This is a genomic window from Actinoplanes sp. CA-142083, from assembly GCF_050942195.1.
GTDB lineage: Bacteria > Actinomycetota > Actinomycetes > Mycobacteriales > Micromonosporaceae > Actinoplanes.
The window spans coordinates 9,719,495-9,733,624 of record NZ_CP192076.1 but is presented as its reverse complement, the minus strand read 5'-3'; the positions used below and the strand labels follow the sequence as shown (position 1 = coordinate 9,733,624).

The window sequence follows — 14,130 nt, the reverse complement described above, 5'->3', positions numbered from 1 at the left end:
GACCCCTGGTGGCCGAACTCGATGATCCATTGACCCAGGCGCTCGTGGGGACGCGGCGCTTCCTCACCCGGGGAGAAGTCTCGCCCGACCGGCGGACGCTGTACGAGATCGGTGGGCGTCAGGCCGACGCGTTCTACCGCGATCGCTGGTCGCACGACAAGGTGGTGCGCTCGACCCACGGCGTGAACTGCACCGGGTCCTGCTCCTGGAAGGTCTACGTCAAGGACGGGATCATCACCTGGGAGGCGCAGCAGACCGACTACCCGACTGTGGGGCCGGACCGGCCGGAGTACGAGCCGCGCGGCTGCCCGCGCGGGGCGGCGTTCTCCTGGTACACGTACTCGCCGACCCGGGTGCGGTACCCGTACATCCGGGGCGTGCTGCTGGAGATGTACCGGGAGGCGCGGGCCCGGCTGGGCGACCCGGTGGCGGCCTGGGCCGAGATCACCGGCGATCCGGAGAAGGCCCGGCGCTACAAGTCCGTGCGCGGCAAGGGCGGTCTGGTGCGGGCGACCTGGGACGAGGCGGTCGAGCTCGTCGCGGCCGCGCATGTGCACACCATCAAGACGTACGGGCCGGACCGGCTTGCCGGATTCTCCCCGATTCCGGCGATGTCGATGGTGTCGCACGCGGCCGGCGCCCGGTTCTACAACCTGGTCGGCGGGGCGATGCTGTCGTTCTACGACTGGTATGCCGACCTGCCGGTGGCCTCACCGCAGATGTTCGGCGACCAGACCGATGTGCCGGAGTCGGGGGACTGGTGGGACGCCGGCTATCTGATCATGTGGGGCTCCAACCTCCCGGTGACCCGCACGCCGGACGCGCACTGGATGGCGGAGGCGCGGTACCGCGGGCAGAAGGTGATCGCGGTGTCGCCGGACTACGCGGACAACGTGAAGTTCGCCGACGAATGGCTTGCGCCCGCGCCCGGCACCGATGGGGCCCTCGCGATGGCGATGGGCCACGTCGTGCTCAGGGAGTTCTTCGTCGACCGGCCTCGGCAGTACTTCACCGACTACGTCGCGAAATACACGGACTTGCCGTTCCTGGTCCGGCTGGAGGACGCGGGCGACGGCGCCTATCGGCCGGGCAAGATGCTGACCGCCGCGCAATTGCCGGGCGCCCTGGCCGGCGCCGAGAACGCGGCCTTCAAGACGGTGCTGCTCGACAGCGACGGCATGCCCGTGGTGCCCAACGGCTCGCTCGGCCATCGCTACGGCGCGCCCGGCTCCTGGAACCTGGACCTGGGCCAGACAAAGCCGCTGCTCTCGGCGGAGGGCGCGCAGGAGCCGGCGGTAACGGTTCTTCTTCCACGCTTCGACAACGCCGAACCGAGCTTGATGCGACGCGGCGTCCCGGTCAGGCGCATCGGCGACCACCTCGTCACCACCGTCTACGACCTGCTGCTCGCTCAATACGGGGTGCAGAGGCCGGGCCTGCCCGGCGCCTGGCCCTGCGGATACGACGACGCGGCCGAGCCGTACACCCCGGCCTGGCAGGAGACGATCACCGGCGTGCCGGGGCCGGTGGCCGCGCGCATAGCCCGCGAGTTCGCGGCCAATGCCGAGGAGTCCCGCGGCCGTTCGATGATCATCATGGGGGCCGGGACCAACCACTGGTTCCACTCCGACACGATCTACCGGGCGTTCCTCACGCTGACCACGCTCACCGGCTGCCAGGGGGTTAACGGCGGCGGCTGGGCGCACTACGTCGGCCAGGAGAAGGTCCGCCCGATCACCGGCTACAGCGTGCTCGGCACCGCCTCGGACTGGTCGCGCCCGGGCCGGCAGATGATCCAGACCGCGTACTGGTATCTCCACACCGACCAGTACCGCTACGACCCGTTCTCGGCGGCGACCCTCAGCACCACCGCGCAAAAGGGACAATTTGCGGGCCGGACCACCGCCGACCTCATCGCCTCCTCGGCCCGGATGGGCTGGATGCCGTCGGTCCCGCACTTCAACCGCAACCCGCTCGACCTGGCCGACGAGGCGGCCGCCGCCGGCGTACCCGTAGGTGATCATGTTGTAGAAAACCTGAAAAATGGCGATTTGCGGTTCGCGTGCGAGGACCCGGACGCCCCCGAGAACTTCCCGAGGGTGCTGACCATCTGGCGCGCCAACCTCCTGGGCTCGTCGGCCAAGGGCAACGAGTACTTCCTCCGTCACCTCCTGGGCACCGACCACGCCGTGCGGGCGACCGAGGCGCCGACCGGCAAGAGGCCGACCGACCTGGTCTGGCACGACACCGCGCCCACCGGAAAGCTGGATCTGCTGCTCACGCTGGACTTCCGGATGACCTCCACGACGATCTACTCGGACGTCGTGCTGCCGGCCGCCACCTGGTACGAGAAGCACGACCTGAACACCACGGACATGCACCCGTTCGTGCACTCGTTCAACCCGGCGATCGCGCCGCCCTGGCAGACCCGCACCGACTGGGACGCGTTCATGACGATCGCCCAGGTGTTCAGCCGGCTCGCCGAGAAGCACCTCGGCACCCGCACCGACGTGGTGGCCGCGCCCCTGCTGCACGACACGCCCGACGAGATGGCCAACCCGTACGGCCAGGTCAAGGACTGGAAGCGCGGCGAATGCGAGCCGATCCCCGGCCGGACCATGCCGAAGCTGGTGCCGGTCGAGCGGGACTACACCGCGATCGCCGACAAGATGGCCTCGCTGGGCCCGCTGCTCGACACGCTCGGCGCCACCACCAAGGGCGTCACGTTCCAGGTCGGCAAGGAGCTCGACTATCTCAGGCAGAAGAACGGCGTGGCCCGCAACGGCCGCCCCTCGATCGCCCGCGACGTGCACGCCTGCGAGGCGATCCTCGCGCTCTCCGGCACCACCAACGGCCACCTCGCCACCCAGGGCTTCCACACCCTCGAAGCGCTCACCGGGGTGAAGCTCGCGGATCTCGCCGCCGAGCGGGAGGGCGACCGGATCACGTTCGCCGACACCCAGGCCCGGCCGATGCCGGTGATCACCTCGCCCGAGTGGTCGGGCTCCGAGGCCGGTGGCCGCCGGTACTCGGCGTTCGTGATCAATGTGGAGCGGCTCAAGCCGTGGCACACGCTGAGCGGCCGGCAGACCTTCTACCTCGACCACGACTGGATGGCCGAGCTGGGCGAGTGGATGCCGACGTACCGGCCACCGCTCAACATGCACGAATTGTTCAATGAGCCGAAAAATCCGGAGGTCGGGGTATCTGTTCGTTACCTCACTCCGCACAACAAGTGGTCGATCCACTCCGAGTACCAAGACAACCTTTTCATGCTCTCGCTCTCCCGCGGCGGCCAACTGATCTGGATGTCCAAGGAGGACGCCGCCAAGATCGGCGTGCACGACAACGACTGGATCGAGGCGGTCAACCGCAACGGCGTGGTGGTGGCCCGGGCGGTCGTCTCGCACCGGATGCCCGAGGGCACGGTCTACATGCACCACGCCCAGGACCGGCTGATCGACGTGCCGCGCACCGAGACCAACGGGCGGCGCGGCGGCATCCACAACTCGCTGACCCGGCTGCTGATCAAGCCCACGCACCTGATCGGCGGCTACGCCCAGCTGTCGTTCGCGTTCAACTACCTCGGACCCACCGGCAACCAGCGCGACGAAGTGACCGTCATCCGCCGCCGCTCCCAGGAGGTCGAGTACTGATGCGCGTCATGGCCCAGATGGCGATGGTGATGAACCTCGACAAGTGCATCGGCTGCCACACCTGCTCGGTCACGTGCAAGCAGGCGTGGACCAACCGGGCCGGCACTGAGTACGTCTGGTTCAACAATGTCGAGACCCGGCCCGGTCAGGGCTATCCGCGACGCTACGAGGACCAGGAGGAGTGGCGCGGCGGCTGGACGCTCAACCGGCGCGGCCGGCTCACGCTCAAGGGCGGCGGCCGCTTCAAGAAGCTGCTCAACATCTTCTCCAACCCCAAGCTGCCGTCGATCCAGGACTATTACGAGCCTTGGACGTACGACTATGAGACGCTCACCAACGCGCCGCTGCAGGAGCATACTCCCGTCGCCCGGCCCAAGTCGCTGCTCACCGGCAAGGACATGAAGATCTCCTGGTCGGCGAACTGGGACGACGACCTCGGCGGGCCGCCCGACCGCGACGTTCTCCTGGCCGCGGTCGGGGACAAGGTGAAGTTCGAGTTCAAGCAGACCTTCATGTTCTACCTGCCGCGCATCTGCGAGCACTGCCTCAACCCGTCCTGCGCCGCCTCCTGCCCGTCGGGAGCGATCTACAAGCGGGTCGAGGACGGCATCGTGCTGGTCGACCAGGACAAATGCCGCGGATGGCGGATGTGCGTCTCGGGTTGCCCGTACAAGAAGATCTACTTCAACCACCGCACCGGCAAGGCCGAGAAATGCACGTTCTGCTTCCCGCGGATCGAGGTGGGCATCCCGACCGTGTGCAGTGAGACGTGCGTGGGTCGCTTGCGCTATATAGGCCTGCTTCTGTACGACGCCGACAGAGTGCTCGAGGCGGCTTCCGTTCCTTCCGCGGATGATCTTTATGAGGCCCAGCGCAACGTCTTCCTCGATCCCCACGACCCTGGTGTGGTGGCCGAGGCGGAACGAGCCGGGATCCCGCGCGACTGGATCGAGGGCGCCCAGCGCTCGCCGGTCTACGCGCTGATCAACAAGTACAAGGTGGCGCTGCCCCTGCATCCGGAGTACCGGACCATGCCGATGGTCTGGTACATCCCGCCGCTGTCACCGGTCGTCGACGCGGTCCGCGACACCGGCTACGACGCCGAGGACCGGGCCAACCTGTTCGCCGCGATCGAGGCGCTGCGCATCCCGGTCGACTACCTGGCCCAGCTGTTCACCGCCGGCGATCCGGCGCCGGTCGACGCGGTGCTGCGCCGGCTGGCCGCGATGCGCTCGTACATGCGCGACATCAACATGGGCCGCGACCCGGACGAGTCGATCCCGGCCGCCGTCGGGATGAGCGGCGAGCAGACGTACGAGATGTACCGGCTGCTCGCCCTGGCCAAGTACGACGAGCGCTACGTCATCCCGCCCGCGCACGCCGAGCAGGCCCACGGCCTCGAGGAGCTGGCCACCGAGTGCAGCCTGAACTACGAGGGCGGGCCGGGGATGGGCGGCGGCTCCGGGCCGTTCGGCGAGTCGTCGGGCGGGCCGCTGCCGATCGCGGTGGAGAACTTCCACATGCTCGTCGAGCGGCAGACCAGCGACACCCTGGTCGATCCCGGCGACAAGGAGCTGCGGGTCAACCTGCTCAACTGGGACGGCAAGGGCCGGCCCGAGGGCCTCTTCCCACCCAAGCGGGATTCATGAACACCCGCGCCTGGCAATGCCAGTCCCTGATGATCGGATATCCCGACGAGGCCCTGCTCGACCGCCTGGACCTCCTGGCCCGGGCCGCGTCGTCCTTGGCCACACCCGTCGGCGAGCCGCTGCTGCGCTTCCTCGACCACGTGCGGGCCACGCCGCCCGGCAAGCTCGCCGAGGACTACGTCGCCACCTTCGACCACCGCAAGCGGTGCTGCCTGTTCCTGACGTACTACACGCACGGCGACACCCGCAATCGCGGGATGGCGCTGCTGGAGCTCAAGCAGACGTACGCGGCGGCCGGCCTGACCCTCAGCTCCTCGGAACTCCCGGATCACCTCTGTGTCGTGCTCGAGTTCGCGTCGGCCATGGATGATCCCGGCCTTCTCGTCCAGCACCACTCGGGCCTGGAACTGCTGCGCCTCGCCCTGCACGACGCCGGCTCGCCGTGGGCCGGGGTTCTCGACTCGGTGGCCGCGACGCTGCCGCCGCTCGCCGGTCACCAGCGCACGGCCGTGACCCGGCTGGCCGCGGGCGGGCCACCCGCCGAACGCGTCGGACTCGAGCCCTTCGGAGTGAAGCGATGACCGCCACCCTGCTGTTCGTCGTCCTCCCGTACGTGTCGCTTGCGATCTTCATCGGCGGCCACATCTGGCGGTACCGCTACGACAAGTTCGGCTGGACGACCCGCTCCTCCCAGCTGTACGAGCGCAAGCTGCTGCGGATCGGCAGCCCGCTGTTCCACTTCGGCATCCTGCTGGTCGCCGTCGGCCACATCGGCGGCCTGCTGATCCCGGAGTCGTGGACAGACGCGGTCGGGATCAGCGAGACGGCCTATCACGCGGTCGCGGTGGCGCTGGGTGGCGTGGCCGGCTTCATGACGCTGGGCGGCGCGGCGATCCTCATCTACCGGCGGCGGACGGTCGGGCCGGTCTTCTCGGCGACGACCCGCAACGACAAGATCATGTACGTGCTGTTGATCGGCACGATCCTGCTCGGCCTCGGCACCACCGTGCTGGGCAACCTCACCGGGCATCCGCACGACTACCGGCTGACTGTGTCGCCGTGGTTCCGGTCGATCTTCTACTTCCAGCCGGACAGCGATCTGATCATGGCGGCGCCGCTCGGGTTCCGGCTGCACGTGATCGCGGCGTGGGTGCTCTTCGCGTTCTGGCCGTTCAGTCGGCTCGTGCACGTGTTCTCGGCGCCGATCGGGTACCTCACCCGGCCGTACATCGTCTATCGCAGCCGCGACGAGATCACCGGCAGCCGAGCGCCGCGCCGCGGGTGGGAAATTCCCGCAAAAGCCCCAATCGACCGATAAATCCGGTTTTACTGGCCTCCGGCTCAACCGAGTACGGAGGTGCACCGTGTCGACCAGTAACGTGCTCGCGCAGATCATCGGCGGGCCGCCGTCCGCCGGCCAGATGCCCGCGATCCTGGCCGCGGCCCAGCAGGAGGCGGGCCCGCCGCTGCGGATCCGCCGGCACTTCTCCGAGGAGGGCTTGCCCTTCTGGCGCTGGGACTGCGAGACGTGCGGCGAGTACGGCGGCGGCCGGCACCACGAGGACGCGGTGTCCCGGGCGATGCGCCACTGCGCCGAACACCCGGAACACCGCTCTTCTCTGCTACCGCCGGCCTTGTGCCGCCAGCGCGACGCTTATCTGCCGCTCCACCCCATGCTGTTCGCCGTCGACGACGACCCGCCCCCAGTCCCGTTGTAGGACGAACGTTCGCGATCGCCCCGCAGATGAGGAGGCAGTCGGGTTTTCGCCGCCGCGGGGTTTGCGGCGCCGGAAACCCGCCTGCCTCCTCATCTGCCCCGAAGGGGCGATCGCCCGCGGAGCGAAGCGGAGCCAGCTACACAGTGTCGCCCTCGCCGGTGCGCTTCTGGGCCTCGTCCACGCCCTTGTCGATCTGGGACGTGTACTTGTGGTCGGTGCGCTTGTCGACCTCGTCGCCGATCTTCTCCAGGGCCTGGTCGACCTGCTCGTCGTGCTTGTCCAGGAAGTCCTTGGCCTTGTCCAGGAAGCCCATCGGCGTGCCCCTCTCACTCAGGATCCCGGCGATCCGCGCGATGCGGGGGTCGCCGGCGATTTGCTCAAGGCTAAGGCCGAGCCGCATCCGCCAGTTCGGGTACTCGTCGACCGTACCCGGCAGGTTGGGCTGGTCGAGCTCGCCCAGCACGTCGTAGAGCGACGCCGTCACGAACCGGCACGGCGTGCGCGCCAGGAACTCGTGCATCGCCACCACGACCTCGTCGTCGGTGCTCGCCTCGGTGATCAGCCCCTCCGCGCGGAGCAGCTTCTTGAGCTCCTCGCGGTCCTTCTCGGCCGCCTTGCGCTCGTCCTCGACCGTGCCGGCCAGCTGGCCCAGCTCGGCCCGCACCTTGACCTGCTCGCCGGCGAGGAAGCCGGCCGCCGTCGGCAGGTCGTGGGTGGAGATCGACGCGAGCGCGTTGCGCGGGTACTTCGCGGCCGGGTAGAAGACGCCGTCCGGGTCCTCCCAGTCGCGGGTGAACCACAGCACCGCCGAGCCCAGCATGTTCATCCGCTCGAGGCCGGCGGTGACCGCCTTCTGCACCGTGCCCAGGTCCTCGCCGATCACCACGGCGCCGGCCCGGGTGGCCTCCAGCGCCAGGATGCCGAGCATCGCCTCCGGGTCGTAGTGCACGTACGTCCCGCCGGCCGCGCCCATGCCCGGCGGCACCCACCAGAGGCGCCACAGCCCGGCCACGTGGTCGACCCGCAGGCCGCCCGCGCTCGCGAAGATCCGCCGCAGCATGTCGCGGTACGCCGCATACCCGGTCTCGATCAGCCGGTCGGGCCGCCACGCCGCCGCGCCCCAGTCCTGCCCGAGCTGGTTGAACGCGTCCGGCGGCGCGCCGATGTGCACGCCCTTGGCCAGCACGTCCTGCAGCAGCCAGCCGTCGGCGCCGCTCGGGTCGGTGCCGACCGCGAGGTCGAGCACGATGCCCACGGACATGTCGCCGGCCGCCTGTTTCACGGCGTCCAGCTGCTCCCTGACCAGCCGCTGGAGCCAGGCGTGGAAGGCGATCCGGTCGCTGTGGAACGCCTGGACGGCGGGGGAGTCGGGGCGGCGGAACTCCGCCGGCCACTCCTGCCAGTTCGCGCCGTGCAGCTCGGCGAGCGCGCAGAACCGGGCGAAGTCCAGCAGGCCCGGGTCGGCGGTCAGGTCGACCTCGCCGGCCAGCGGCCAGAGCAGCTCCAGCGCGGCCCGCTTGGCCTGCCAGACCGCGGTGTAATCGATCAGCTCGCCGGTGGCCGGCTTGAGGGCGTCGACCTGGGCGCGCAGCGGCGGGTCGGCCCGGCGGTACTCGGCCGTGTCGGCGACCCGCAGGTAGAGCGGGTTGGCGAAGCGGCGGCTGGACGGCGCGTACGGCGACGGCGGCACCGGCAGCGTCGGCGTGATCGCGTGCAGCGGGTTGAGCAGGATCAACCCGGGCGAGCCGGCCTGCCCCACGAACGTGCGGAGGTCGCCGAGGTCGCCCATGCCCCAGGACTGCGCCGAGTGCAGGGCGTAGAGCTGCAGCATCCAGCCCCAGGTCTGCGGCGGCTCGGGCAACGCTTCCGGCACCACGACCACCGTGATCTCCTGCTCGCCGACGACCAGCCGATGCCAGCCCAGCGGCAGATCTGCCGATATTTCGGATAAATCGGTCAGGACTCGGCCGTCCTCGAGCGTGATTTGCGCCATCGCCGGCAGCTTCCGGCGCAGGCCCCGGCGCACCACGATCGTGCCGGGCAGACGTCCCAAGCCGTCCCGCTCGCGCACCTCGACCAGGGCAGAGGCGATGGCAGAGGGAGTCGAGGCGTCGACCCCGAGCAGCCCGAGCACCCCGACGACCGACTCGGCGGAGACGTCCTTCCGCTTGCGGTGCCAGTCCTCGTACCAGGTGGCCACCCCGTGAGCCTCGGCCAATGCCACCAGATCGGCGTCCATCCGCTCCCCTTCCCCTGATTCTTCCCCCATTTAACCTGCCTGCTTTCGCCGTCACTTGCGGAGATCGGTCAGGATGGGACGCATGTCTGCAGTGGTGAAGTGGTGGTCGCGGGCGGCCGCGGCGGTGACCGGCGTGGTGCTCACGCTGGTCGTGCCGGTGCACGCCTGGGCCGCCGGCAATGGTGTGGCCGATGTCGCGATCGAGGCGGCGAAATATCGCCGGCGTCGCTCCGGCTTCGGTTTCTTCGGATTTCTCGGCGGCCTCTGCTGCCTGATCGTGGTCGCCGGGATCGTGCTGGCCATCGTCTTGATCAGCCGCGGCCGGCGCAAGAAGCAGCCCTAGCCCGGCGGCCCGGCCCGGGGTGGTTTTCCGGCAATCGGCAGCGGGTCCCGCGCGAGCCGACCTAGCGTTGAAGGATGCGGATACGCACGATCGCGCTCGGCGCCGGCATCACCGTGGTGCTCTGTGTGCCGCTGGCCATCTCGGTCGCCGCGAGCGCGAACTCCGACGTGCTGATCTCCCGGGGCCGCCCGGCCATCGCCTCCTCGGAGCGCGGCGGCTCGTGGCGGGCCGGGGAGGCGACCGACTCCAACCCGTCGAGCCGGTGGGAGAGCGCCGCCGGCCCGGGCACGCAATGGGTGCGCATCGACCTCGGCGCGGTCCGTGACGTCGACCGGGTGCTGCTGCGCTGGGACAAGGCCTACGCGCGGGCGTACCGCGTGCAGACCTCGGTGGACGGTGCCAACTGGACAAGCGTCTACGCGACGAGGACAGGCAACGGTGGCGCCGACGACCTCAAGCGGCTCGGCGGCCGCGGGCGTTTTATCCGGGTCCTGGCCACTGTGCCGGCCAGGGACTCGGGCGGTTACGCGTTGGCGGAGGTCAAGGCCTATGGGCCGGCCGCCGCACCGCTCCGCGCATCAAAAACGGCCGTCGGGTCGCTCGCCGCCGGGCTGGACGACGGGCGCAAGAAGGAGACCGCGTTGGAGCTGGTCTCCAGCGCCGAGAACTCCACGCTGTCCTGGCGGCACAGCTTCGGCTACATCGAGGACCTCGGCGACGGCCGCGGCTACACGGCCGGAATAGTCGGCTTCTGCTCAGGCACCTCGGACATGCTCGAGGTGGTCACCGAGTACGTCCGCCGCAAGCCGGTCAACGTGCTCACGCCGTACGTGATGGCCTTGAAGACCGTCGACGGCTCGGACTCGCACGCCGGCCTCGACCCCGGCTTCGTCGCGGCCTGGAAGGCCGCCGCCCGCGACCCCGTCTTCCAGAAGGTGCAGGAGGACCAGCGCGACCGGATGTACTTCCAGCCGGCCCTGCGCCTGGCCCGGGACGACGGCCTGCGCGCGCTCGGACAGTTCGCCTATTTCGACGCCGCGGTGATGCACGGCGTATCGGGTCTCAAGGGGATCCGCCGGCAGGCGCTGGCGGCGGCGAGATCACCGGCGCAGGGTGGCGACGAGATCGCCTATCTGGACGCCTTCCTCGACGCGCGGGTCAGGGAGATGCGCACCGAGGAGGCGCACAGCGACACCACGCGGGTCGACACGGCGCAGCGCCAATTCCTGCGGCGCAGCAACCTCGACCTGACCGGGCCCCTGACCTGGCAGGTCTACGGGGATCGCTACCGGATCGGCTGAACGCTCACACCTTGGCGAAGAGATTGGGCAGCTTGGTGGGCTCCCAGCCGGGCAGCGAGGTGTGGGCCTCGAGCACGCGGTAGGTCGCACCCCCGAAGGTGACCAGATCGCCGGCCTGGTATTTGGTGAACGCCGCCCAGGCCGCGGGGGCCGGGGCCTCCGACTCGGAAGGAGTGGGCTCAGGAGAATCAGACGGACTGGGCTCAGGAGAAGCGGACGGCTCTTCCGAGGGCTCCCCGGACGGGGGCTCCGACGAGTTCGTGAACACCTGGACGAAGTCGACCAGCATCCGCGACGCCGACCGCCCGTCCGTGGCCAGGTTGAGCACCAGGCTGAGCGACCCGCCCTCGTCCTCGCGGACCAGCCGCAGGCTCGGCTTGCCGTCGACCGACCAGGTCACGGTCTCCGGCGACCAGTCGATCGCGTACGTGTGGAAGTTGCGCCCCGAGGTCGGGTCGATGCCGCCGTCGATGGTCTCGAGCGTGCCCTTCGGCACCCGCCCGTTCTCGTCGAGCACGGCGAACGCCCGCCACACGCCGTTCTCCCGCCGGACCTTGATGCGGGCCTCGGCGTGCCCGAACGCGTCGGTGAACCGCTGCTTGCTGCGCAGCAGCCGGTCGACCTGGAGCTCGCCGTCCTCGACCCGGGCGCCGCCGTCGGTCGGAGCGCCGTCGTCGCGCAGCAGCGTCCACTTCGAGAAGTCGAGCGGGGCGTCGGCGAAGTTGTCCTCGAAGACGCTGCGGCCGAACTGGGCAGGCCGGCCACGCTGCACGTCGGCCGACGCCACATCGCCGCGGCCCGGCAGCCAGATCGCCACCGAGAGCCCGGCCGTGGCCACCGCGAGGGCCGCCACGGCCCGCGGACGAACCCGCCACGTCGACGTGCCGCTGCGATGACGTGCCACCACGACCCCCTCAGATAACAGCAGGCACGACTTTCTCGATCGGGCACGCCAAAGGCAAGATCGGGCAGCCGGACTTAAGGCTCACTTAAGGAAACGTGGCTGGAGACCCGAACCGTCGTTCCCCCATTGCCGGTGAAGAGCTCGAACGAGTCGGTCAACTCCTCGGCGAGCCACAGCCCCCAGCCGCCCGGCTGATCGGTCGCCGGACGCACCTGCGGGGCCGGCCGCGGCACGGCGAGCCCCGCCCCCGAGTCGCTCACCTCGCACACCACGTCGCCGTCCTGCCGCCACAGCGCCACCCGGCCCAGGCCCCCGCCGTGCCGCACCGCGTTGGTCAGCAACTCGTTGACCGCGACCACGAAGTCGTCGAGGCGATCCCCGGCCAGCCCGGCGTCGCGCGACCGGGACGCGACGGCGTGCCGCAGCGCGGTGATCGAGCTGTGGTCGAACGTCTCGGTGAGCAGAACTTCGGTGCCGATGACTCCGACGGTAGGCGACGTCTGATCTTCCCGCAGGGCGGGCACCGCGCTGTCGCTGTGATGTGGGATGGTCGGCGCATGCGTCAGGGGCGGGACACCGGGTTCCAGGCGCCGCTGTGGCGGGCGATCGCGCTGTACCGGATCGCCGCGCTGACGTACGCCACGATCCTGGTGATCCGGAACTTCGCGCACTACGAGCGGCCCATGCTGGCCTGGCCCGTGCTGGCGGTCATGGCGGGCTGGACGTTCTACACGACGTACGCGTATGCGAATCCCGCCCGCCGCTTGCGCCCGCTGCTCGTCGCCGATCTCGTGCTCACCGCGGCGGTCCTGGCCGCCAGCGTGCCGATCGTCGGCCGCGCCGCCCTCGAGAAGGGCACGCCCACCCTCGCCGTCGCCTGGCACGTCGCGCCCGTGCTCGCCTGGGCCGTCGCCGGTGGACGCCGGGGCGGCATCGCGGCCGCGCTCATCATGGGCGCCACCGACCTGATCGTCCGCGCGCACTACGACCAGGCCGCCTTCACCGGCTCGGTGCTCATGCTGCTCGCCGCGATCGCCGTCGGCTATCTGGTGCGGGTCGTCGAGGTCTCCCAGGAACGACTTCAGCGGGCCGTCGAGATCGAGGCCGCCGCCCGGGAGCGGGAGCGGCTGGCCCGCGACATCCACGACTCGGTGCTGCAGGTGCTGGCCCTGGTCAAGCGGCGCGGGGAGGGGCTCGACGGGGAGGCGGGCGAGCTGGCCCGGCTGGCCGGCGAGCAGGAGGCGGCGCTGCGCAACCTCGTGGCCGGGCACGCGGCGCGGGCCGTGGACGACGGGTCCGAGCTCGACCTGAGGATGCTGCTGGGGCCGTACGCGTCATCCGTCGTGACCATCTCGGCGCCCGCCGGACCGGTCCGCCTGCCCGCCGCGACCGCAAGGGAGCTGGCGGCGGCCGTCGTCGCCGCCCTCGACAACGTCGACCGGCACTGCCCGGCCGGCACCAAGACCTACATCCTTCTCGAGGACGATCCCGATGAGGTGATCGTGACCGTGCGGGACGACGGCACCGGCTTCGCGGCCGACCGGCTCGCCGAGGCCGAGGCGCAGGGCCGGCTCGGTGTCGCCCAGTCGATCCGCGGGCGCATCGCCGAGCTGGGCGGCGACACCGCCATCGTGTCGGCACCGGGAGAGGGCACCGAGGTGGAGATTAGGCTGGCCAAATGGTCCGGGTGATGGTGGTCGACGACCACCCGATGTGGCGCGAGGGAGTGAGCCGCGATCTCGCCGCGGCGGGGTACGAGGTGGTCGCCACCACCGGTGAGGGCCGCCAGGCGGTGCGCATCGCCTCGGCCGCGCACCCCGATGTGGTCGTCCTCGACCTGCAACTACCCGACGTGTCCGGGGTCGAGGTGATCAACGGGCTGCGCGCCGAGCTGCCGGAGGTGCGCATCCTCATGCTGTCGGCCAGCGGCGAGCAGCAGGACGTGCTGGACGCCGTGAAGGCGGGCGCGGCCGGCTATCTGCTCAAGTCGGCCGGCCTGCCGGAGTTCCTGGACGCGGTGAGCCGCACCGCGGCCGGCGACACGGTGTTCACCCCCGGGCTGGCCGGGCTGGTGCTCGGCGAGTTCCGCCGGCTGGCGGTCTCGCCCTCTTCCGAAATACCCGCGCCGAAGCTCACCGAACGGGAGACCGAGGTGCTGCGGCTGGTGGCGAAGGGCCTGTCCTACCGGCAGATCGCCGAGCGGCTCGTGCTGAGCCACCGCACGGTGCAGAACCACGTCCAGAACACGCTCGGCAAGCTTCAGCTGCACAACCGGGTCGAGCTCACCAGGTATGCGATAGAGCAGGGCCTCGACTAGGCC

At 70.1% G+C, this 14,130-nt stretch carries 12 protein-coding genes; 9 read left to right on the top strand and 3 right to left on the bottom strand.

The window, feature by feature from the left end; all coding sequences use genetic code 11:
• The first annotated feature begins 8 nt into the window (after nt 1-8).
• The 5 genes from ACQPZX_RS44825 to ACQPZX_RS44805 are packed head-to-tail and all read left to right on the top strand — an operon-like array spanning nt 9 to nt 7,023.
• Entirely contained in the window at nt 9-3,656 is a 3,648-nt protein-coding gene (locus ACQPZX_RS44825; RefSeq protein ID WP_433370082.1) for a nitrate reductase subunit alpha, read from the top strand.
• On the top strand, nt 3,656-5,305 hold the full coding sequence (gene narH, locus ACQPZX_RS44820) for a nitrate reductase subunit beta (protein ID WP_433370079.1): 1,650 nt from the start codon (nt 3,656-3,658) through the stop codon (nt 5,303-5,305). The genes ACQPZX_RS44825 and narH overlap by 1 nt, the downstream gene beginning before the upstream one ends.
• The gene (narJ, locus tag ACQPZX_RS44815) at nt 5,302-5,886 is read left to right on the top strand and encodes a nitrate reductase molybdenum cofactor assembly chaperone (protein WP_433370076.1); all 585 of its coding nucleotides are present in this window, start codon (nt 5,302-5,304) and stop codon (nt 5,884-5,886) included. The genes narH and narJ overlap by 4 nt, the downstream gene beginning before the upstream one ends.
• Nucleotides 5,883-6,623: a respiratory nitrate reductase subunit gamma gene (gene narI / locus ACQPZX_RS44810; protein WP_433370073.1), complete on the top strand. Its 741-nt coding sequence runs from the start codon at nt 5,883-5,885 to the stop codon at nt 6,621-6,623. Before narJ ends, narI begins: the two co-directional genes overlap by 4 nt.
• Nucleotides 6,624-6,669: 46 nt before the next feature.
• Nucleotides 6,670-7,023, top strand: coding sequence for a hypothetical protein (locus ACQPZX_RS44805; RefSeq protein WP_433370071.1), 354 nt, complete (start codon nt 6,670-6,672; stop codon nt 7,021-7,023).
• Between the two features lie 136 nt (nt 7,024-7,159).
• Here ACQPZX_RS44805 and malQ read toward each other — a convergent pair whose 3' ends face one another.
• Nucleotides 7,160-9,262, bottom strand: coding sequence for a 4-alpha-glucanotransferase (malQ, locus tag ACQPZX_RS44800; protein WP_433370068.1), 2,103 nt, complete (start codon nt 9,260-9,262; stop codon nt 7,160-7,162).
• A gap of 82 nt (nt 9,263-9,344) precedes the next feature.
• Between malQ and ACQPZX_RS44795 the strand changes: the two genes are divergently transcribed.
• Together ACQPZX_RS44795 and ACQPZX_RS44790 are read left to right on the top strand one after the other, a co-directional pair.
• Nucleotides 9,345-9,605: a hypothetical protein gene (locus tag ACQPZX_RS44795; RefSeq protein ID WP_433370065.1), complete on the top strand. Its 261-nt coding sequence runs from the start codon at nt 9,345-9,347 to the stop codon at nt 9,603-9,605.
• Nucleotides 9,606-9,679: 74 nt separating this feature from the next.
• Nucleotides 9,680-10,906, top strand: coding sequence for a chitosanase (locus tag ACQPZX_RS44790; RefSeq protein ID WP_433370062.1), 1,227 nt, complete (start codon nt 9,680-9,682; stop codon nt 10,904-10,906).
• A gap of 4 nt (nt 10,907-10,910) precedes the next feature.
• Here the strand turns inward: ACQPZX_RS44790 and ACQPZX_RS44785 are convergent, their stop codons facing one another.
• Together ACQPZX_RS44785 and ACQPZX_RS44780 are read right to left on the bottom strand one after the other, a co-directional pair.
• On the bottom strand, nt 10,911-11,810 hold the full coding sequence (locus ACQPZX_RS44785; protein ID WP_433370059.1) for a carbohydrate-binding protein: 900 nt from the start codon (nt 11,808-11,810) through the stop codon (nt 10,911-10,913).
• Between the two features lie 74 nt (nt 11,811-11,884).
• The gene (locus ACQPZX_RS44780) at nt 11,885-12,325 is read right to left on the bottom strand and encodes an ATP-binding protein (RefSeq protein ID WP_433385863.1); all 441 of its coding nucleotides are present in this window, start codon (nt 12,323-12,325) and stop codon (nt 11,885-11,887) included.
• A gap of 42 nt (nt 12,326-12,367) precedes the next feature.
• Between ACQPZX_RS44780 and macS the strand changes: the two genes are divergently transcribed.
• Together macS and ACQPZX_RS44770 are read left to right on the top strand one after the other, a co-directional pair.
• A complete protein-coding gene (macS, locus tag ACQPZX_RS44775; protein WP_433370056.1) occupies nt 12,368-13,501 on the top strand; it encodes a MacS family sensor histidine kinase in 1,134 nt (377 codons plus the stop codon).
• Nucleotides 13,489-14,127: a response regulator gene (locus ACQPZX_RS44770; RefSeq protein ID WP_433370053.1), complete on the top strand. Its 639-nt coding sequence runs from the start codon at nt 13,489-13,491 to the stop codon at nt 14,125-14,127. The genes macS and ACQPZX_RS44770 overlap by 13 nt, the downstream gene beginning before the upstream one ends.
• Nucleotides 14,128-14,130 lie beyond the last annotated feature (3 nt).

Bases quoted from the DNA above. Each gene is read 5' to 3' on its own strand.
- ACQPZX_RS44770 (WP_433370053.1), top strand. From the start codon at position 13,489: ATGGTCCGGGTGATGGTGGTCGACGACCACCCGATGTGGCGCGAGGGA.
- narI (WP_433370073.1), top strand. From the start codon at position 5,883: ATGACCGCCACCCTGCTGTTCGTCGTCCTCCCGTACGTGTCGCTTGCG.
- malQ (WP_433370068.1), bottom strand. From the start codon at position 9,262: ATGGACGCCGATCTGGTGGCATTGGCCGAGGCTCACGGGGTGGCCACC.
- ACQPZX_RS44795 (WP_433370065.1), top strand. From the start codon at position 9,345: ATGTCTGCAGTGGTGAAGTGGTGGTCGCGGGCGGCCGCGGCGGTGACC.
- narJ (WP_433370076.1), top strand. From the start codon at position 5,302: ATGAACACCCGCGCCTGGCAATGCCAGTCCCTGATGATCGGATATCCC.
- narH (WP_433370079.1), top strand. From the start codon at position 3,656: ATGCGCGTCATGGCCCAGATGGCGATGGTGATGAACCTCGACAAGTGC.
- ACQPZX_RS44790 (WP_433370062.1), top strand. From the start codon at position 9,680: ATGCGGATACGCACGATCGCGCTCGGCGCCGGCATCACCGTGGTGCTC.
- macS (WP_433370056.1), top strand. From the start codon at position 12,368: ATGCGTCAGGGGCGGGACACCGGGTTCCAGGCGCCGCTGTGGCGGGCG.